This window comes from Psychromonas arctica (assembly GCF_036697365.1).
In the GTDB taxonomy this organism is placed as follows: domain Bacteria; phylum Pseudomonadota; class Gammaproteobacteria; order Enterobacterales; family Psychromonadaceae; genus Psychromonas; species Psychromonas arctica_A.
The window spans coordinates 19,068-38,264 of sequence record NZ_JBAHZA010000021.1 but is presented as its reverse complement, the minus strand read 5'-3'; the positions used below and the strand labels follow the sequence as shown (position 1 = coordinate 38,264).

Genomic DNA, 19,197 nt, shown 5'->3' with positions numbered 1-19,197 from the left:
TGAGTTCTCACTGGAACTTTAAGTTCCCTAAAGGGCCGTTGGAGACTACAACGTTGATAGGCAAGGTGTGTAAGTGCAGTAATGTATTGAGCTAACTTGTACTAATTACCCGTGAGGCTTAACCATACAACACCTAAGTGGTGTTACTTCCAAGATTGTCAAAGAAGACGTTAAAATATAAGCGCTTGTGATAGCGTATTTACATAGATTGTGAGATAGAGAACGAGTTAAAGAACATATATATCGCTTTCCTGATTAAGTTTTTATGCTTGGCGGCTATAGCGCTGTGGTACCACCTGATCCCATGCCGAACTCAGAAGTGAAACGCAGCTGCGCCGATGATAGTGTGGGGTCTCCCCATGTGAAAGTAGGTCATCGCCAAGCGCCTCATTAAACGAACCCTGTTGACTCACGTCGACAGGGTTTTTTTATGTCTGTTGATTTATGTTGACCTACTTGAGCATGGGATAAACAAAAGCAGCGACGCAGTCGCCATCCTTATGTGCGATAGTAGGGCGAATATCGCGACAGCGATGGGTTATGAGCAATGTTCACCCATCGCCAAGCGCCTCATTAAACGAACCCTGTTGACTCACGTCGACAGGGTTTTTTTATGTCTGCTGATAAATGCTGACCTACCTGAGTATGGGATAAACAAAAGCAGCGACGCAGTCGTCATCCTTATGTGTGATAGTAGGGCGAATATCGCGACAGCGATGGATTATGAGCAATGTATACCCATCGCCAAGCGCCTTATTAAACGAACCCTGTTGACTCACGTCGACAGGGTTTTTTTATGTCTGTAATTCAGTGATAAGCGACAATAAAGTAGGGTGTAGATTAGCTATAGCTGTGACTTGATTGTCTATTAAACCCCCAAGCTTTTACCATAGCAAGTGTCTTCTTATGGCAACCTGCTTGATAACATTGATAAGCGAAAACCTTTTGGCCTTACATTAGCGCCTCATTTCCTTCCATTTTCTATATCATGCATTATCAATTTCGCCTATTTACTCATATCTATAACATGAGTTAGTCAATATTTTCTTCTGTTTAACTTTTTATATCATATTTCTATGGATCATTAGTTTGTATTTGATAGCATCAATTATCCTTTTATTAGAGAGACGATTATGTCTAAAAAAATTATCCGTATTGCAACACGTCATAGCCCATTAGCAATGTGGCAAGCTAACTTTGTTAAAGCTGAGCTGTTGAAACATCATGCAGATTTAACTGTTGAACTGTTACCGATGAAAACGAAAGGTGACATTATTCTAGATACCCCACTAGCGAAAGTGGGGGGTAAAGGTTTATTCGTTAAAGAATTAGAAGTGGCTATGCTAGAAAATAGAGCTGATATTGCTGTTCACTCTATGAAAGATGTTCCTGTAGACTTTCCTGATGGCTTAGGGCTAAGTGTAATTTGTGAACGTGAAGATCCTCGTGATGCCTTTGTTTCTAATCATTTTAAAGAAATTACAGAGTTGCCTCAAGGTGCGGTGGTTGGTACATGTAGCTTACGTCGTCAATGCCAAATTAAATCCATACGTCCTGATTTAGTCATTAAAGATTTACGTGGTAATGTGAATACGCGTTTACGTAAATTAGATGAAGGTGAGTATGACGCTATTATTCTAGCTGCTTCAGGTTTAATGCGTTTAGAAATGCACGATCGAATTGCTAGTTTCATTGCCCCTGAGGTTAGTTTACCGGCTGTTGGACAAGGTGCGGTCGGTATCGAATGTCGTTTAGATGATAAAAAGACAATGGCTTTATTAGCACCATTAAACCATCAACCAACTCGTATTAGAGTCACTGCTGAGCGTGCGATGAATTTAGCGCTTGAAGGTGGTTGCCAGGTGCCAATCGGTAGTTTCGCTTTATTAGAAGGTGAGCAAGTTTTTCTTCGTGGTTTAGTAGGCAGTGTCGATGGTAAACATATTATTCGTAAAGAGATAACTGGGCATATCGATCAAGCACATGTATTGGGTGAAACACTTGCACAGCAATTATTAGATGCTGGCGCGAAAGAAATTTTAAATGAAGTTTATCAGTGAGTTGTTCAGATCGATTACTAATAACCCGCTTTGCCCCACATGCACAGCACCTAGCTGATGCATTAGGTAAAGTTGGCTGCTTTACAATTGCGCAGCCATTGTTAACTGTAGTTGGTCTAAATGAAAGTGATACTTTAGATGACTTTTTATCTGGGCAATATGATTATGTGATTGCGGTGAGTGGCAATGCCGTTAAATATGCCCAACGAAGCATTCACCACAATTGGCCTAAGGCACAATATTTTGCGGTAGGAGAATCCACTAAAGCGTCGTTAACAATAGCCACTAAACAACCGGTAGAATCACCTGTATCTCGTTTTGATAGCGAAGGTTTATTAGCGTTAGATGCGTTTCAAGATGTAGATCATAAGCGTGTTTTGATTCTTCGCGGAGAAGGTGGCCGAGACTTGCTCGAAAACACATTAATTAAACGTGGTGCTGAAGTAGATTTTTTTCAGACATATAAACGAGTAAAACTCGATCTAGATGGCACATATTTAGTTAATTATTGGCAACAAGCATCTATAAATGGTGTTATTATCAGTAGTGTGGAAATTTTAAATCAATTATTTGTACTTGTACCAAAGGGATATACAAGTTGGTTATGTGGGTTAACTTTTTATGTTCCAAGTCAACGCGTTGCTGAACAAGCTAAGTTGTTGGGGGTGGAAAATATTATTTTATTACCAAGTTTACATACAAACCAGATAGTGGATTTTTTTCATAATAACTGATCTCATCTGTATAGCCCATTAGTTTTAAAATAGGAAAATTATGACTGATACTAATACTGAAAACCCAGAAACTCCAATTGAGCCAGAAGTGCTAGTTGAGAAAAAAAAGCGTAAAAAATCTTCCAAGCTATTAGTAGCTGTTATCATCATATTGTTTATTATATTGTTTTTTGTTTTAGGCTTTGGCTATTATTTTTATAAAAATAATGTAGGAACAAATACGGTATACCAAGAGCAAATTGAAACACTCACTGATAAGCTGGACTCTCAAACTGCTCGGTTGAATAGTCAACTTCAACAAACTAAGTCCTCTAATGACAATGTTAAGACTCAAATAGAACAGCTAAATATTCAACTACAAGATAGTCAGAACAAAAGTAAATTGTACAATGATGATATTCAATCATTACGTCGTGCTGTCGCTGAAACTAATATTCGTCATCCAAGCGATTGGATTTTGGCAGAGGTCGAATATCTGATTAATTTGTCTGGCCGTAAACTATGGTTAGAACATGATTTAAATGCCACTATTGCGCTACTCAGTACTGCTGATCAGCGTATTGTTGAAATGGGTGACCCAAGCCTGAACCCACTTCGTCGTGCGTTGTTAGAAGATATTAATATGTTAGAGGCCTTACCATCGCGTGATGTGGATGGCATCATTTTATCGTTATCAAGCCTAGAGCGTCGTATAGATACATTGATGATTGCTGGCTTAACTATGTCTGAAGCGGCTGAAACCGATACGAAGGAAGTATCTACGGATATTTCTGATTGGGAAACAAATTTAGATCGTTCTTGGGACTCTTTTATTGAAAGCTTTATTGTTATTTCTCATCGAGACAAACCTGTTGAAGCTTTGTTATCTCCAGAGCAAGCTTGGTATTTAAGTGAGAATCTAAGAAATCACTTATCAAAAGCTGAATTTGCCGTATACAGAGAGCAGCAAGAGATTTATGACATCGCATTGCAAGGTGCGCTGAAATTGGTTTCTGTTTATTATGATATGGGCGATAAAAGCACACAGCAATTTTATAATGCGATTCAAAAACTCAGCAAAGAAACTATTTCAATCGATTACCCTGACCAGTTTAAAAGTGCACCTTTACTGTCGCATATTTTAAAGCAACGTATCAGTAAATCATTCACCATTGAAAGTGCGGAGTAGTTGATATGATTGGATTAATAGCAATTGTCATTATTTTACTCACAGGGTTAATTTTTGCACCTGAATTGAGTGCTCATAAAGGCTATATATTAGTTTCCTTTGATAGCTATACAACCTATGAAACCACTATCATTAATGCTGTCTTTATTGCCATTATTTTTTACTTCATATTATTGGCTTTAGAATGGTTATTAAGAAAAGTACTGTCAATGAGCAGTGTAACTCGTGGTTGGTTTGGTCAGCGCAAAACACGTAAAGCACAAAAGAATAGTTTATTAGGTATGTTAGCGTTATTAGAAGGTAATACTAAGCATGCACAAAAGCTACTTTCTAAATCTGCTGATCGAAGTGAATCTCCGGCGCTCACTTATATTGCGGCTGCACGTGCCTCACATAAAAATGGTGAGTTTAACCAACGTGATGATTATTTACAGTTGGCGAGTGAATACCCTAAATCTAAACTCGCTGTTGGTTTAGTTTGGTCTGAATTACAACTCGATGCGCAGCAATATGAAAATGCATTAGTCACTTTAACTGAATTGAATCAACAGTTCCCAAAGAATAAGCAAGTCATACAACATTACCTTGTGTTGTACCCAGCTATTAATGAGTGGAAACCTTTAATAACGTTGTTAAGTTCACAACGAAAATTGTTAGATTTGGATGCTCAGCAAGCTGCTGAACTTGAGTTATATGCTCATCAACAACTGTTTCAACAACTTGCTGCCGAAAGTGGTCAGTTGCTCAATGACTATTGGCATAAAGATGTGGCTCGTTGGATGCGTAAAGAGTTGTCTTACCAAAAAGCAGTATTAGAAGCTTTCATTGATCATGGCCACGGTAAATTGGCTCAAGAGTTCTTATTGGAAAAACTGCAACGTCAGTTCTCTTTACCTCTGTTACCTTATTTACAGAAGATAAAAGTAACTGATCACTATCCAATTATTACCTTTCTTGAAAAGCAGTTAAAGAAGTCTGCACATGCAGATTATGTCCACCAAGCATTAGCGCATTTGAAACTTAAAGAAAATCATCCTAAGGCGGCTATTGATCACCTTACTGAAAGTTTAAAAACATTGCCTAATGTAGAAGACTACCAACTAGTGGCTTCTTTACTAGAAGAGCAAGAGATGAATGAGCAAGCTAATCAATATTATCGTGAAGGGTTAGCCTTTGCATCCTCCACTCTCTAGTTCTACTATCCAATTAGGTGTGTTCAAGAAAATACTTGTTTTGATTGCACCTAGTATCCAAATATCACTTGATAAATAAATTCGCTAATATCGCGGTTTGATGCCAATTGAAGTTAATTAATGTTATTTCCCTTGCTGCTTATACTAGCAGCAGGGACGGTGACTATTTAAGCGAATCTCTTTTCAAGATAAGTAATAATGTCTGAAGATTCGTACATCCAAGTGATCTTGTTATCTTCTTCAATACGTAAACATGGGACTGTGCCTTTACCGCCTTGTTCAATCAACAAAGCTCTATTTGCAGGTTGTTTAGCATCAACCAATTTAATATCTAATGCATTTTTACGCATTGTTCTTCTTACTTTTACACAAAAAGGGCAGGCAGCAAATTGATATAATTGTAGGTGTTTTGTTTCTTGATCTATTTTCTGTTGTAGTGCTGCATCTCTTTTTAGCTTTTTAGGGGCTAAAATAAAATTAAGTAGTAAAATAATACGGCCTAGTACCCAGCGAATAATTTTCATTTTTATCTCTTTATGTCAATGTTCAGAGTAAAATTGTAACTGATCTACGGGTAGCATAAAAGCGTTCAAATATATTGTACTCAGGGTGTTAGGAAAGGCACATTGTAAAATAGTACATCGTTTGTTGAAACATCTCAGACGAGCGGTAAGACCAGACTATAAATATATTTTGGTTATTAGATAAGGAACAAAAAATGAGTGAAATTGCCTCACCCTGTGCAGGGCGTTGTTGTTTAGATGTAGATAACGTTTGTGTTGGTTGTTATCGCAGTATGTCTGAAATAACTGAGTGGTCACAAGCAACGGAATCCACAAAAAAAATGATTATTGACACTGCTGAATTGCGTCGTAAAAAGTTAAGTAATTCAACGGATAATTAAGCAAACAAGCAAGCAAAGTAGGCAGGTAGATGATAGATAATAACACGATAAGCATATTAGGAAGTGGTTGGTTAGGTGCTCCTTTAGCAAATCAACTAACCGAAAACGGTTATAAGGTTAACTTATCAACTCGGACTGTTGATAAGCTTAGTACTTTGGAACAGGCACATATCACGCCCTATCTGGTCGATATTGATAACATAGAAAGTAACATACACCGTTTTCTTGATGCCGAAACGTTAATTATTAATATTACCTGTAAAGAATTATCTGCCTTTGAGAGGTTAGCAAAGGAGATAGAAACGAGTGCTGTTAAACAAGTGTTGTTTATCAGTTCTACTTCTGTTTATCCAAATGATGCTGGTGTTTGCTATGAAAGTGATCAACTTGAAGTTGAAACGAATCTCCGAAAAATAGAGAAATGTTTCACTGATAATCCATACTTTCAATGCACCGTGCTTCGTTTAGCGGGGTTGATTGGCCGTAAACGTCATCCGGGACGTTTCTTCGCTTCCGGTAAAAGTATTAAGGATGGTTTAGGGAAGGTTAACCTAATTCATCAAGCTGATTGTATTAAGTTAATAGAATGTATATTAACTCAACAAGCTTGGGGGGAAGTTTTCAATGGCTGTGCAGATAACCACCCAACTAAGAAAGACTATTATACTGAAATGGCTGTTTCACTTGGTTTACCTAAACCTAATTATATTATTGCTGAAAATAGTGCCAGTAAAGTGATTAGCAATGAAAAAGTTAAACGTAAGTTAGGCTATCAATTTATCTACCCTAATATTTTAGATATTTCTTTCTAATTCATTAATATTAAAAGATTTTTTGTCTATGCAATGATTCTCCATACCACAATTTAACCTTAATTAAATTGTGGTTAATCGCGTTTTTAAATTAAATATAAGCGTTTTACCCGTTATTCAAACCTACCTTGATATTCGTCAATTTTAAAAGTCACTATTACGTTATCTTTCACCTAAATTAATTAGGTGAGAGAAACATTATGAGCAAACAAAAATTAGTCATTATTGGCAATGGTATGGTTGGCCACCGTTTTATCGAAGAGTTTGTCGATAAGGGAGGGTTAGCTAACTTTGATATTGTTGCTTTCTGTGAAGAACCTCGAGTTGCATACGATCGAGTACATCTTTCTTCATATTTCTCTCATCATACTGCCGACGAGTTATCACTGGTTAAAACAGGATATTATGAAAAAAATAATATTGAAATGTTGGTTGGTGAACGCGCATTAACGATTAATAGAGCTGAAAAAGTCATTCACTCTCAAACTGGTCGTGCGGTCTTTTACGACAAACTCGTCATGGCCACTGGGTCTTATCCATGGGTACCACCTATTAAAGGCAATGAAAGTAAAGACTGTTTTGTTTACCGTACTATTGAAGATTTAAACGCCATCGAAAAAGTAGCGCGCAACAGTAAAAAAGGCGCGGTAGTTGGTGGTGGTTTATTAGGTTTGGAAGCTGCTGGCGCCCTAAAAGCATTAGGTGTAGAAACACATGTTATTGAGTTTGCTCCAGTCTTAATGGCAGAGCAATTAGATGCGCAAGGTGGACAAATTTTGCGTAGTAAAATCGAAAGTATTGGTGTAAATGTTCATACCGGTAAGAATACTCAAGAAATTGTTGCTAGCGGTATAGATGCAAGAAATACCATGAAGTTTGCTGATGGCACTGAACTAGAAGTAGACTTTATTGTATTTTCTACCGGCGTGAGACCACAGGATAAACTCGCAAAACAAACCGATTTAGAAACTGCGCCTCGCGGTGGTATTAGTATTAATGATCAATGCATTACTTCTGACCCAAACATCTTTGCTATTGGTGAGTGTGCTTCTTGGAATAGTCAATTTTTTGGTTTAGTTGCACCTGGTTATAGTATGGCAAAAGTCGCAGTGGATACGCTACTCGGTACTGACAATGCATTTACAGGTGCTGATATGAGTGCCAAATTAAAATTGTTAGGTGTTGATGTGGGCAGTATTGGTGATGCTAATGGGCGCACTGAAAATTGTAAAAGCTATGTTTATTTAGATGGTGATAAATCTGTCTACAAACGCCTTATTGTCTCTGAAGATGGTAAGCAATTATTGGGCGCAGTATTGGTCGGAGATACAAGTAGTTATAGCGATCTTCTTCAGTACAAATTAAATAATATCGAATTACCTAAGCACCCTGATTCATTAATATTACCTAACTATTCTGGACAAGGCAGTACTGGTTTAGGGGTTGATGCCTTACCTGAAACTGCTCAAGTTTGTTCTTGTTTTGATGTGAAAAAATCTGATATCGCAGAAGCGGTAAGCGCAGGGCATTCCACCATTGGTGCAATTAAAATGGAAACCAAAGCCGGTACTGGCTGTGGTGGTTGTGTTCCTTTAATTACCCAAGTATTAAATTCAGAATTAAAAAAACAAGGGATGGAAGTTAAAAATCACCTTTGTGAGCATTTTGAATATTCTCGCCAAGAGTTATTCCATTTGATTCGAGTTGAAGGCATTAAAACCTTTAAAGCGCTCTTAAATAAATACGGCAAAGGTTACGGTTGTGAGGTGTGTAAACCGACTGTCGCTTCAATTCTTGCATCATGTTGGAATGATTTTGTATTAGCTAAAGAACATAACGGCTTACAAGATACTAACGATATTTTCTTAGGCAACATGCAAAAAGACGGTACTTATTCTGTCATTCCTCGTATGCCAGGTGGCGAAGTTACACCAACCGCGTTAGCTGCAGTAGCGAGTGTTGCTGAACAATATGAACTGTATACCAAAATTACTGGTGCACAGCGTATTGGCTTATTTGGTGCCCATAAAAGCGATTTACCTGATATCTGGTCACAACTTATTAATGCTGGATTCGAGACTGGTCAAGCCTACGCTAAAGCTCTGAGAATGGTGAAAACCTGTGTGGGGAGTACATGGTGTCGTTTTGGTGTTCAAGACAGTGTTGGCTTAGGTGTTGAACTTGAGGATCGATATAAAGGATTACGTACACCTCATAAAATGAAATTTGGTGTATCAGGCTGTACTCGAGAATGTGCTGAAGCGCAGGGTAAAGATGTTGGTATTATTGCAACAGATGCAGGTTGGAACCTTTATGTTTGTGGTAATGGAGGTATGAAACCTCAACACGCGTCATTACTTGCTGCTGATTTAGATAAAGAAACATTGGTCAAATACATCGATAGATTCATGATGTTTTATATTCGCACTGTCGATAAATTAACGCGTACTTCTGTGTGGTTACAAAATCTAGAAGGTGGCATCGATTATTTAAAAGAGGTTATTGCAGATAATAAACTGGGTCTTAACGATCAGCTTGAACAAGAGATGGCTGAAGCGATTAATAGCTTCCAATGTGAATGGACAACAGCGTTGAGTGACCAACAGCAGCTTTCTCGTTTTGCACATTTTATCAATAGTGATGCTCAAGATGACAACGTCATTTTCACCCCTGAACGAGGACAAAAACGTCCTGCTTTTTTCGATGAAAAAGCACCTGTTTATCAAATTAGCTTGGAGGAAATGAAATGAGTAAATGGATATCTGTTTGTGAGTTAGACAAGGTTTATGAAGGTACCGGTGTGTGTGCATTAATCGAGGGTAAACAAGTGGCTATTTTTCGCCCCACTGAAGAAGAGCAAGTGTATGCATTAGATAATATGGACCCTTTTGCTCATTCAAATGTAATGTCTCGAGGCATTATTTGTGAACACCAAGCGCAATTATGGGTCGCTTCACCATTAAAAAAACAACGATTCAACTTACAAGATGGCCATTGTTTTGAAAATAAAGAGGTTGCATTAACGACTTATAAAACGCGCATTCAGTCGGGCACGATAGAGGTGCAAGCTCATTAGGTGAATTTTAATAGCCTAAATGCTCCTTATATTTTAGGAGTATTTCACTATTCAATTTTATTTTAAAACTTTACTTATAGGAATCTAACTATGTCTTACATTAAACCTAACGAATTCGTTCAAACCATGATCGATGCGGGTGAAAACAAAGTCATGATGTCAACCCGGGACACTATTTTACGTGCTGTAATGGGCGGTGCAATTTTAGCAATTGCAGTTGCTGTAGCCATAACAGCTGCTGTGCAAACAGGTTTAGCCATTGTAGGTGCATTAGTCTTCCCCGTTGGATTTGTGGTACTTAATCTAATGGGGTTTGACCTATTAACCGCTATGTTTGCATTGGCACCCTTAGCGTTATTTGATAAGCGTGCAAACATTACTAAAAGCGCTATTTTACGTAACTGGTTATTAGTTGCTTTAGGTAATTTGATTGGTGCGGTTGCCGTTGCTTTTTTAGTGGCATTAACTTTTACCATGAACTTTAGTGTTGAACCTGGCGCCGTTGGTCAGGCATTTATTAAAGCGTCTACTGCTCGCTCGTTAGGTTTTGCAGAGCATGGTATTGATGGTTGGATCACTGTGTTTGTGAAAGGCATTTTATGTAACTGGATGGTGTGTTTAGGTGTGGTTGGTTCAATGACATCTAAGTCTGTAGGGGGTAAAACCTTAGCGATGTGGTTCCCTATCTTTATCTTCTTTGCGTTAGTATTTGAGCATGCTGTGGTGAATATGTACTTATTCCCATTAGGTATGATGCTAGGCGCTGAATTTACTATTATGGATTGGTTAACGTGGAATCAGTTACCGGTTACTTTAGGTAATATCGTTGGAGGTTTAGTCTTTACGGGAATGGCGTTGTACGTAACACATGCTAAAACGTTACCTGCAAAGCAGGTTTAGCAGTTGAAGGTAGTTAATCTGTGATTAACTACCTTCATTATCTATTTATTTGGCTAGATCCAAATATATCCAAACCATGTAAGCGATATAACCTAATAACAATAAACCGCCTTCAACACGGCCTAAAATGCTTTTTTTACCTTTATGCCATGCAATAGAAAAAATGATCAACGCAAGCGTTAAACCAAGCATGACCGGATAATCTCGCACAATAACTGCTGGGTCAAAGCTACCTGGTTTAATCAGACCAGGTAATGCCATTACACCTAGAATATTAAACATGTTTGAGCCAATAATATTACCCACAGCGAGATCAAATTCTTTCTTACGTGCAGCTGCAATGGTTGTTGCTAATTCAGGTAAGCTGGTCCCAATTGCAACTATAGTTAAACCAATAATTAAATCACTGACGTTAAAATACTCAGCCACTTCTATAGAGCCCCACACAAGTAGTCGAGAAGAGCCGATCAACACTAAAATTCCAATAATCAACCACTTAATTGCTGCGCCTTTACTTATTTCTTCTGGTAATTCATCTAATATTTCTTGTGGTAGACTATCTTTACCGTTACTTTTTGCTTCCCATATTGTGAAGGCTAGCATTGCTATCATGATGCTTAGCAGTATTAAACCGTCAAAGAAGCTTAACTGTAAATCAATTAACAAGTAGTAGCTTAGCAACATCGTCGCCAGTAATATCGGCATTTCTCGTTTAAGCAGTTTAGAATGTATATGTAGTGGGTAAAATAAAGCTGTAATACCTAACATTAAACCAATATTAGTAATATTAGAGCCGATTGCATTACCAATCGATAAGCCTGTATTCCCTTCTAGTGCAGCCATTGATGACACTAACATTTCAGGAGCAGAAGTTCCTAAGCCTACAATGACTATCCCTACAATCAATGGAGAGATAGAAAAGCTACGTGCTGTATTAGAGGCGCCCAATACAAATTTATCTGCACTCCAAATAAGCAGTACGAAACCAACAAGAATTGCAATCGTTGGAACTAATAAAGTAATCAAAACATTCTCCTGAGAAAGTTAAGTGATGTTAATACCCGTCAACTTGTTAATATAATTGGTAAACCTAATGATAGTGAATTCACTTTTGTCGGTATACTCATTTATTTAGTTGATCTGATTGGGTTGAAGACTGACTATATTAAGTAATAGAGTATAAAAAAAACGCCGAGCATTTTCATGCTCAGCGTCTCCCATATTTATAAGGTAGGTGGGTATTAACCACGACCTTCTGCAATTGCAGCAACAGCAGCTAATTCAGCAGCTTGCTTCTCATGCTTTTCTTGGCGATCTTGAATATCCATTAATTCATTGGTGATTAAGTTTTCTTCAATTTCACGTAATGCAATTACTGTTGGCTTATCATTCTCAGGTTCAACTAAAGGTGTTTTACCTTGTGTCGCAAGCTGGCGAGCTCGGCGAGAAGCCATTAAGATTAGATCAAAACGGTTGCCTACTACATTTACTGCATCTTCAACGGTTACTCGTGCCATTGGTTAACTCCAAAAGTTAATTACATAAAAAAGGGGCGGTTATTATATGTGCTAAACCGCAATTGATCCAGCATCTTAGTATAGAGATTATACTTCTAATAACGCGCTGATTGTTTTGCTGTGTTTTATTGCTTGTTTTTCTTGCTCATTACGCAATGCGCGTACAATAGCAGAAAACTCTTGAGTCGCGGTATCAAAATCGTCATTGACGATTAAATAATCGTATTCAGTGTAATGAGACATTTCAGATTGTGCTTCTCGCATGCGCTTTGCAATGATTTCTTGGCTATCTTGACCGCGTTTATTCAGACGTAGCTCTAGTTCTTTTCGGTTAGGAGGTAAGATGAAAATACCTCTCGCATTAGGCATCACTTCTCGGACTTGTCTTGCTCCTTGCCAGTCAATATCTAACATTACATCAATACCTTGAGCCAGAGATTCTTCGATAGCAACGCGTGAAGTGCCATAATAATTGCCAAATACTTCAGCCCATTCAAAGAACGCATTTTCTTCAATTAACTGTTTAAATTCTGTTTCACTTACAAAATGATAATGTTCACCATTCACCTCACCAGGGCGAGGAGAGCGAGTCGTATGCGAAATCGACACCTGAGAAGGTTGGTTTGATGAATCGCTTAATAACGCCTGAATCAAACTAGATTTTCCTGCACCACTTGGAGCTGAGACGATATAAAGAGTGCCGACATGAGACATAATTAATTTCCTGAAGCTATTTTTTAAATAGGCGGTTGAATTGGTTGTTTTTTGAACTGCCCGATTAATGGGGGCGAATTATGGCCTATTTTATGGCCAATGTCTTTGATATTGGAAAAATTTTTATGACTATTTTTACCCTACTTTTTGGCATTAAAAATAGGAGAGTATTTAATCTTGCCAGTTGTTTTTAATTTCAAGTATTTTATCTAATTGTTGTTCGAATATATCGACAAGTTCAGGATCAAAATGTTTGCCTTTTTGTGACTTAATAAAGTCAACAGCTTCTTCAACAGGCCAAGCATGTTTATAGGGGCGTTCGCTAGTTAATGCATCAAATACATCTGCAAGTGCGACTATACGGCCAACAATAGGGATTTCTTCACCTTTGAGTTGTTTAGGGTAACCGCTACCATCCCATTTTTCATGGTGGGTCATGGCCACTATTTTGGCTAATTCAATCAAATCAGAATCTGACTCGCCGAGAATCTCTGCACCAATTTCAGGGTGTTTTTTCATCTCTTCAAACTCTTCATCAGTGAGTTTTCCTGGTTTGAGCATAATTCTATCGGGTATACCTATTTTACCTATGTCGTGCATAGGTGCAGCGTGTAACAAATCATCTGCTTGCTTCAACGTGTGACCATAAGCGAGTGAAATGACTTTGGAATAATGACTCATGCGTAGGATGTGCATACCTGTTTCATTGTCTTTGTACTCCGATGCTTTACCAAGGCGTTGGATCACTTGCAATCGCGTTCTTTTCAGCTCTTCTATATCAACTAATGATAGATGTGTTTTGACTCTCGCTTTAACAACGGCAGGGGTTACAGGTTTAAATATATAATCTACCGCACCTAAGTTTAATCCTTTAGCTTCATCAATTGCATCGTTTAACGCGGTGACAAATATAATCGGTATCGACTTGTAAACAGCCTGCTTTTTCAGGTGCTCACAGACATCATAACCAGTCATTTCCGGCATCATGACATCCAGTAAAATTAAATCTGGCGTCTCTTTTTCAATGAGGCGTAGTGCTTCTGCACCACTTTTTGCAAAAATTAGTTTATATAAGTCTTTCAGTATATTGTTTAATACTTTTAAGTTAATAGGCTCGTCATCTACAACTAATATCTTAGGTTTACTATTTGGCATTTAATTTTACTCTGTCAAACAATTTAGGTCAGCGCTTGTATTGATTTAATTAAATCTTCTATGTGATTTAATGCGACTTCAAATTCGAAGTCATTACAGGCAGCTATAATTGTATTTATTTCAGTTTCTTTGTCTGATTTTAATTCTTCTAATGAATCGATTAGTTGATCATCAAACTCGTTATTTTTTACGCTTGCTTCAAGTTTTAATAATGCGTCAATTAAAACAGTATAAGAAGGTTTCTTAGGATTTATTTCAACTGCTTTATGTGTTTTTGAATACATTCTATCTGCACATTCGTTAATCGCTTTTAGCTCATCTAAGGCTTCATTTAAAAAGTGTGATGCTTGGTCTTCCACTTTTTTCTGACTTGCTTCTTCTAAGCCTTTGAAAGCTTGCATTAATCTATTTAATGCTAAGTTACCACTCACTCCTTTATATTTATGAGCGGCTTCTTCTAAAGCGGACCATTGATGCGACTTAATCAATGTCGGCAAGGTATCGATAGTTGCTTTAGATTGCACTAAAAAGCGAGTAACTTCATTGAATAAAGACGTTTTTGAGCCCCATAGCTCAATCCCTTTATCAAGATCCACTCGTAAATGCCTTTCTGAGATAGGAGTACTTTCAACACGTTGAGTATCTCCACCGGTTAATACTCGCGTAATCTCTTTTAATAGTTGTGGCACATTAATTGGCTTGTTCGTAAAACCGTCCATACCTGAGTCTAATGCTGACTTTTTATCTTGTGGTAATACACCTGCTGTGAGAGCAATAATAGGTAATCGTGATAAACCATTTTCTTGTTCATATTGTCGTCTTAGCTTAGCTGCGGTTAATCCATCCATGACAGGCATTTGAATATCCATCAGAACCAAATCAAACTCTTCACTTTTCATTTTTAATAACGCTTGTTCGCCATTAATAGCCACTGAAACCACATGTTTATTACGTTTTAACACCAGTTTTAATAGGTCAATGTTTTGCTCTATATCATCGACAATTAATATACTTAGTTGCGGAAGGTCAATATGGTGTTCTTGTTTTTTAATCGCATTCGGTTGCTTCGCTTTAGTAATTGGCACAGTAAACTCAAAGGTAGAGCCTTTATTAAGCTCACTCTTAGCAGTAATGGTGCCGCCCATTAACTCTATTAATTGCTTACTAATCGTTGTACCTAGCCCAGTGCCTCCAAAACGACGGCTCATAGATGCATCTGCTTGCGAGAACGATTCAAAAACGCTTTCAAGTTGAGATTGCGTCATCCCCATACCGGTATCTATGATAGCGAAGTGTAAAGTACCTGGCTGCGGACTGTTAATTTTGATGGTCACACTGCCTTTTTCGGTAAATTTGATGGCGTTACCGATAATGTTAGTAAGTACTTGCCTTAAACGATCAGGTACACCGTGATAATACTGTTGTACATCCTCATCAATGAGTAATTCTAGTAGTAGTCCCTTGCGTTGTGCCTGAAGCCAAAGCGTAGAAACAACCGAATCGACTTCTTCTACCAAATAAAAATCGCGATATTCTAATTGGAACTTTCCTTTATCTAATTTAGCACTATCGAGTACATCATTTAAAATATGCAGTAGTGAGCGAGCAGATTGGTTAATGGTAGAGATTTGCTTTCTCTGGTGACTGCTTAATGCTTCATCGAGTAAAATGTCACTAAAGCCAATAATCGCATTCATTGGTGTGCGTATCTCATGGCTCATATTCGCTAAAAATGCTGCTCTAGTCGCCGCTGCTTGCTCGGCTTTTTCTTTTGCTGTGATTAAAGCAGATTCCATTTTTTTTCGATCGCTGATATCCATGATGAAGCCATCAAGGTAGTAACCCTCTCCATCTTCTATTTTCAAGGCGCGACCGTGAGAAAGTACCCATTTCACTTCATTATTTTTATCTATCATTCTAAATTCTAATAGATAGCCATCTGGATGATGAAGATCGGTACTGATAACACGTTCTTTGTCTTCCGGATGTATAAATTCACTCATACGATATTTAGGATTATCACCTAAAAAGTCTTCCGCAGGAGGACCTAGTAAATTTGTTACTTCATCACTAATAAATATATTTGCCCAAGGAGCTCGATCGTAACAACGATATGCAATACCTGGTATGTTAGATATCAATGAACGAATTTTAGCCTCTTTCTCGCGTAAAGTGGTTTCTAATGCTTTACGCTGACGCAGGTCTGAGATAAAAGCAACAAACATACTTTGTTCATTCAGCTCTATATGGCCGATCCCTAAATGTACTGGTATTTCTTCACCATGTTTGCTTAGTACTAAAACTTCTCGGCCTTTACCAATTATTTTCGCTTGTCGTGAGGTAAGGTAGTTTGCAATATATTGATCATGATGTTGTTGGTCTGTACCAGGTACAATCATTTTCACGTTTTGACCAATCAGTTCATCTTCCGACCATGACAATAGGCGTGAAACTGCTTGATTGACACTAATAATATTACCTTGTGCATCGATAGTAATAATACCATCGTGTGCTGTATTCATTGTGGCGAGTAGACGGCGTTCATTATTCGTTGCGATACTTGAAATATCTTTATACTTAAAAATGAGGTTCGCACCTAAAATAACAAAAATAATGGTTACCGTCGTGCCAGTTACCCCTAAAGCAAGAACAGTTGAGATATCACTGCTTTGTTCGGACAATTCAATACCAGGTGGCAACACAAAGCGCGCAGCAGCCATGCCTATATAATGCATACTGGCAATGGCAAGGCCCATGACGCAGCTTGAAATAGCCATTTTTTGGTTGTTACTGAGCTTGTTTAATTGATGGCTATTTAGACCAAAACTGATCCAAAGAGCAAGCATAGCTAATAGTACTGCCACTAGTATCGATAACAAGAAAATACCTAGGTTGTATCGTAATAGTGGTGCCATCTCCATTGCAGCCATCCCAATATAGTGCATGGCACCTATACCAGAACCTACTAATATACCGCCTAAAATAAGCTGCTTAGATTGAATAGAAGGGCGAGTGATTAGGTGTAAAGCAACCCAAGATGCAGCTAAAGCCGGCAAAAAAGAGAGGGCGGTGATCTCGACGTTATAGGTGATATCAGTGCATAATTCTAGCGCTATCATACCAATGAAATGCATAGCCCAAACACCGCCGCCTAGTGCAAAACTTCCAATTAAGATTGAAATTGTTTTACGTGTCGGTGGTGCATTTTTTGCTTGATGGGAAATTTGAAACCCCATGAAAGAAGAAAGGATCGCAATACTAATTGATACTAAAACTAGCCATGGGTTGTAGCTAGAGATTGCAAATAAATTATATTGACTGTATTGAAAAATTTCTATTATTTGTTCTGACATATAGTAAGCACCGATTTTGAAAAAACATGCTTACGTAAAGCACCAAATGAATATGAATTAACTAGTTATCGGTAAGTTTTATTAGAAAGGCGAAGTGAAAATAATAGTTATTTTACGTTCATAATTCTTTATCGATTACCTCGATATACGAGGTGTTTTTATAGTTAAAATAGTTTTATTTAATCTTATCGGCCAGCGTTAAATAAAATAAACCTATATTGTTGATTAATGACCTTTATTTTATAAAAATGGTTTTTTTCATAAAATCAACTTAGACATTAGACGCTAATTTGTTCTATATCAAGAAATGGGGGGATTATTTATATTTTATTTTTATGGGGTAGGTTTTTGTGAGGTGTTTACTTATTTTATTGTCATTAACATAACGGGATAAGTGATGTTGAGGCCGAAGGCTATTTTATAGTTAGCCTTGACCTCAATGGCGTTAGGCTTTTTCGCGCTGTTTCATTTTTTGAGCTTGTTTAATCGCTCTATTTTCTTCAAGTTGTGATACGGCTTCTGAACCAATATGGTTTTGACCGCGTTGCTCTGATAAACGAATTTGTTTTTCACGCTCAAGAAAACGCTGTTTTTGTTCTTCTGATAACGAATCATGGCATTGGTGACAGCTTACACCTTGCATGTATTTTTCTGATTTTTTATCTTCTTCTGTAATGGGTAAGCGACAACCATGACATTGGTCATATTGGCCTTTTTCTAGCTGGTGGTTAACCGACACGCGATTATCAAAAACAAAACACTCACCCTTCCACATTGTTTCTTCTTCTGGTACTTCTTCTAAGTACTTCAGTACACCGCCTTCTAGGTGATAGACTTCGTCAAAACCCTGTTCTTTTAAGTAGGCAGTCGATTTTTCACAGCGAATACCACCCGTACAGAACATCGCCACTTTTTTATGTTTTTCTGGGTCTAGGTTTTCTTTAACATATTGAGGGAATTCACGGAAATTAGTGGTCTTCGGGTCAACTGCATTTTCAAACGTACCGATACTAATTTCATAATCATTTCGAGTGTCAACCAACAATACCTCGGGGTCGCTGATTAAGGCGTTCCAGTCTTTAGGTTTTACATAAGTGCCAACAGTACGATTAGGGTCAATGCCTTCAACACCCATCGTCACGATCTCTTTTTTTAATTTGACTTTGGTGCGGTAAAAAGGATTTTCATCATCAAATGAAAATTTAGCTGTTAAAGAAGTTAAACGAGGATCTGCTTTTAACCAATTTAGAACGTTATCAATCGCTTCTTGTTCACCTGCGATAGTCCCGTTGATACCTTCGCTAGCTAACAATAAAGTGCCTTTAACTTGGTTTGCATTCAATATATTAAGTAATGGGGCTTGAATCTCTTCGTAATTGGCTAGTTCAACAAACCTATATAAAGCACAAACAACTGTATTTGACATGTATTTTTCCTCGTTCTACGGACCGAAACGTAAATTAGCCACGCATTATACGAATAGAAATCGCATAAGCAATTTTTATATTGCTTCTATTTTAATCTAAATATAGAAAGAAAATGTGTAGTGGTATCCTTATTATTATTAATAATTGAAACTTAACAAGTTTCTTAAACCTTGTTGGTTAAGCA

At 37.7% G+C, this 19,197-nt stretch carries 16 protein-coding genes and 2 rRNA genes; 11 read left to right on the top strand and 7 right to left on the bottom strand.

Annotated features, from left to right (window positions below):
* The 6 genes from V5290_RS16275 to V5290_RS16250 form a co-directional block, all read left to right on the top strand.
* Positions 1 to 126 (top strand): 23S ribosomal RNA (locus V5290_RS16275); the annotation flags it as partial.
* Positions 127 to 268: 142 nt separating this feature from the next.
* Positions 269 to 384: ribosomal RNA gene (rrf, locus tag V5290_RS16270) — 5S ribosomal RNA — on the top strand.
* Between the two features lie 749 nt (positions 385 to 1,133).
* Positions 1,134 to 2,060: a hydroxymethylbilane synthase gene (hemC, locus tag V5290_RS16265; protein WP_333388202.1), complete on the top strand. Its 927-nt coding sequence runs from the start codon at positions 1,134 to 1,136 to the stop codon at positions 2,058 to 2,060.
* Entirely contained in the window at positions 2,057 to 2,794 is a 738-nt protein-coding gene (locus V5290_RS16260; protein WP_333388198.1) for a uroporphyrinogen-III synthase, read from the top strand. The genes hemC and V5290_RS16260 overlap by 4 nt, the downstream gene beginning before the upstream one ends.
* 40 nt (positions 2,795 to 2,834) lie before the next feature.
* Positions 2,835 to 3,962, top strand: coding sequence for a uroporphyrinogen-III C-methyltransferase (locus V5290_RS16255; protein WP_333388194.1), 1,128 nt, complete (start codon positions 2,835 to 2,837; stop codon positions 3,960 to 3,962).
* A 5-nt stretch (positions 3,963 to 3,967) separates the two neighbouring features.
* Complete coding sequence (locus tag V5290_RS16250; RefSeq protein WP_333388191.1) at positions 3,968 to 5,155, top strand: heme biosynthesis HemY N-terminal domain-containing protein; 1,188 nt, start codon at positions 3,968 to 3,970, stop codon at positions 5,153 to 5,155.
* Positions 5,156 to 5,322: 167 nt separating this feature from the next.
* Here the strand turns inward: V5290_RS16250 and V5290_RS16245 are convergent, their stop codons facing one another.
* On the bottom strand, positions 5,323 to 5,679 hold the full coding sequence (locus tag V5290_RS16245) for a glutathione S-transferase N-terminal domain-containing protein (protein WP_333388188.1): 357 nt from the start codon (positions 5,677 to 5,679) through the stop codon (positions 5,323 to 5,325).
* A gap of 194 nt (positions 5,680 to 5,873) precedes the next feature.
* Between V5290_RS16245 and V5290_RS16240 the strand changes: the two genes are divergently transcribed.
* The 5 genes from V5290_RS16240 (at position 5,874) to V5290_RS16220 (ending at position 10,847) form a co-directional block, all read left to right on the top strand.
* Positions 5,874 to 6,059, top strand: coding sequence for a DUF1289 domain-containing protein (locus V5290_RS16240; RefSeq protein ID WP_333388185.1), 186 nt, complete (start codon positions 5,874 to 5,876; stop codon positions 6,057 to 6,059).
* 29 nt (positions 6,060 to 6,088) lie between these two features.
* On the top strand, positions 6,089 to 6,871 hold the full coding sequence (locus V5290_RS16235; protein ID WP_333388182.1) for an NAD(P)-binding domain-containing protein: 783 nt from the start codon (positions 6,089 to 6,091) through the stop codon (positions 6,869 to 6,871).
* 200 nt (positions 6,872 to 7,071) lie between these two features.
* Positions 7,072 to 9,621 (top strand): nitrite reductase large subunit NirB, encoded by a 2,550-nt coding sequence (nirB, locus tag V5290_RS16230; RefSeq protein ID WP_333388181.1) that lies wholly within the window; start codon positions 7,072 to 7,074, stop codon positions 9,619 to 9,621.
* Entirely contained in the window at positions 9,618 to 9,947 is a 330-nt protein-coding gene (gene nirD, locus V5290_RS16225; RefSeq protein ID WP_333388178.1) for a nitrite reductase small subunit NirD, read from the top strand. Before nirB ends, nirD begins: the two co-directional genes overlap by 4 nt.
* 90 nt (positions 9,948 to 10,037) lie before the next feature.
* Positions 10,038 to 10,847, top strand: coding sequence for a formate/nitrite transporter family protein (locus V5290_RS16220; protein ID WP_333388176.1), 810 nt, complete (start codon positions 10,038 to 10,040; stop codon positions 10,845 to 10,847).
* A 45-nt stretch (positions 10,848 to 10,892) separates the two neighbouring features.
* Here V5290_RS16220 and V5290_RS16215 read toward each other — a convergent pair whose 3' ends face one another.
* From V5290_RS16215 to V5290_RS16190, 6 genes are all read right to left on the bottom strand, one after another.
* On the bottom strand, positions 10,893 to 11,873 hold the full coding sequence (locus V5290_RS16215) for a calcium/sodium antiporter (protein ID WP_333388174.1): 981 nt from the start codon (positions 11,871 to 11,873) through the stop codon (positions 10,893 to 10,895).
* A gap of 215 nt (positions 11,874 to 12,088) precedes the next feature.
* Positions 12,089 to 12,364 carry a DNA-directed RNA polymerase subunit omega gene (gene rpoZ / locus V5290_RS16210; protein ID WP_113819230.1) on the bottom strand — a complete coding sequence of 92 codons (276 nt, stop codon included), beginning with the start codon at positions 12,362 to 12,364 and terminating at the stop codon, positions 12,089 to 12,091.
* An 87-nt stretch (positions 12,365 to 12,451) separates the two neighbouring features.
* A complete protein-coding gene (gene gmk, locus V5290_RS16205; protein ID WP_333388172.1) occupies positions 12,452 to 13,078 on the bottom strand; it encodes a guanylate kinase in 627 nt (208 codons plus the stop codon).
* Between the two features lie 171 nt (positions 13,079 to 13,249).
* Positions 13,250 to 14,233 carry a two-component system response regulator gene (locus V5290_RS16200; protein ID WP_333388170.1) on the bottom strand — a complete coding sequence of 328 codons (984 nt, stop codon included), beginning with the start codon at positions 14,231 to 14,233 and terminating at the stop codon, positions 13,250 to 13,252.
* Positions 14,234 to 14,256: 23 nt separating this feature from the next.
* Positions 14,257 to 17,586, bottom strand: coding sequence for an MHYT domain-containing protein (locus V5290_RS16195; RefSeq protein WP_333388168.1), 3,330 nt, complete (start codon positions 17,584 to 17,586; stop codon positions 14,257 to 14,259).
* Between the two features lie 445 nt (positions 17,587 to 18,031).
* On the bottom strand, positions 18,032 to 19,012 hold the full coding sequence (locus V5290_RS16190) for a rhodanese-related sulfurtransferase (RefSeq protein WP_333388167.1): 981 nt from the start codon (positions 19,010 to 19,012) through the stop codon (positions 18,032 to 18,034).
* Positions 19,013 to 19,197 lie beyond the last annotated feature (185 nt).

Excerpts from the sequence above, each read along its gene's own strand:
- V5290_RS16235 (WP_333388182.1), top strand. The coding sequence starts at position 6,089 with ATGATAGATAATAACACGATAAGCATATTAGGAAGTGGTTGGTTAGGT.
- gmk (WP_333388172.1), bottom strand. The coding sequence starts at position 13,078 with ATGTCTCATGTCGGCACTCTTTATATCGTCTCAGCTCCAAGTGGTGCA.
- V5290_RS16245 (WP_333388188.1), bottom strand. The coding sequence starts at position 5,679 with ATGAAAATTATTCGCTGGGTACTAGGCCGTATTATTTTACTACTTAAT.
- hemC (WP_333388202.1), top strand. The coding sequence starts at position 1,134 with ATGTCTAAAAAAATTATCCGTATTGCAACACGTCATAGCCCATTAGCA.
- V5290_RS16200 (WP_333388170.1), bottom strand. The coding sequence starts at position 14,233 with ATGCCAAATAGTAAACCTAAGATATTAGTTGTAGATGACGAGCCTATT.
- nirB (WP_333388181.1), top strand. The coding sequence starts at position 7,072 with ATGAGCAAACAAAAATTAGTCATTATTGGCAATGGTATGGTTGGCCAC.
- V5290_RS16220 (WP_333388176.1), top strand. The coding sequence starts at position 10,038 with ATGTCTTACATTAAACCTAACGAATTCGTTCAAACCATGATCGATGCG.
- V5290_RS16240 (WP_333388185.1), top strand. The coding sequence starts at position 5,874 with ATGAGTGAAATTGCCTCACCCTGTGCAGGGCGTTGTTGTTTAGATGTA.
- nirD (WP_333388178.1), top strand. The coding sequence starts at position 9,618 with ATGAGTAAATGGATATCTGTTTGTGAGTTAGACAAGGTTTATGAAGGT.
- V5290_RS16190 (WP_333388167.1), bottom strand. The coding sequence starts at position 19,012 with ATGTCAAATACAGTTGTTTGTGCTTTATATAGGTTTGTTGAACTAGCC.
- V5290_RS16250 (WP_333388191.1), top strand. The coding sequence starts at position 3,968 with ATGATTGGATTAATAGCAATTGTCATTATTTTACTCACAGGGTTAATT.
- V5290_RS16195 (WP_333388168.1), bottom strand. The coding sequence starts at position 17,586 with ATGTCAGAACAAATAATAGAAATTTTTCAATACAGTCAATATAATTTA.
- V5290_RS16255 (WP_333388194.1), top strand. The coding sequence starts at position 2,835 with ATGACTGATACTAATACTGAAAACCCAGAAACTCCAATTGAGCCAGAA.
- rpoZ (WP_113819230.1), bottom strand. The coding sequence starts at position 12,364 with ATGGCACGAGTAACCGTTGAAGATGCAGTAAATGTAGTAGGCAACCGT.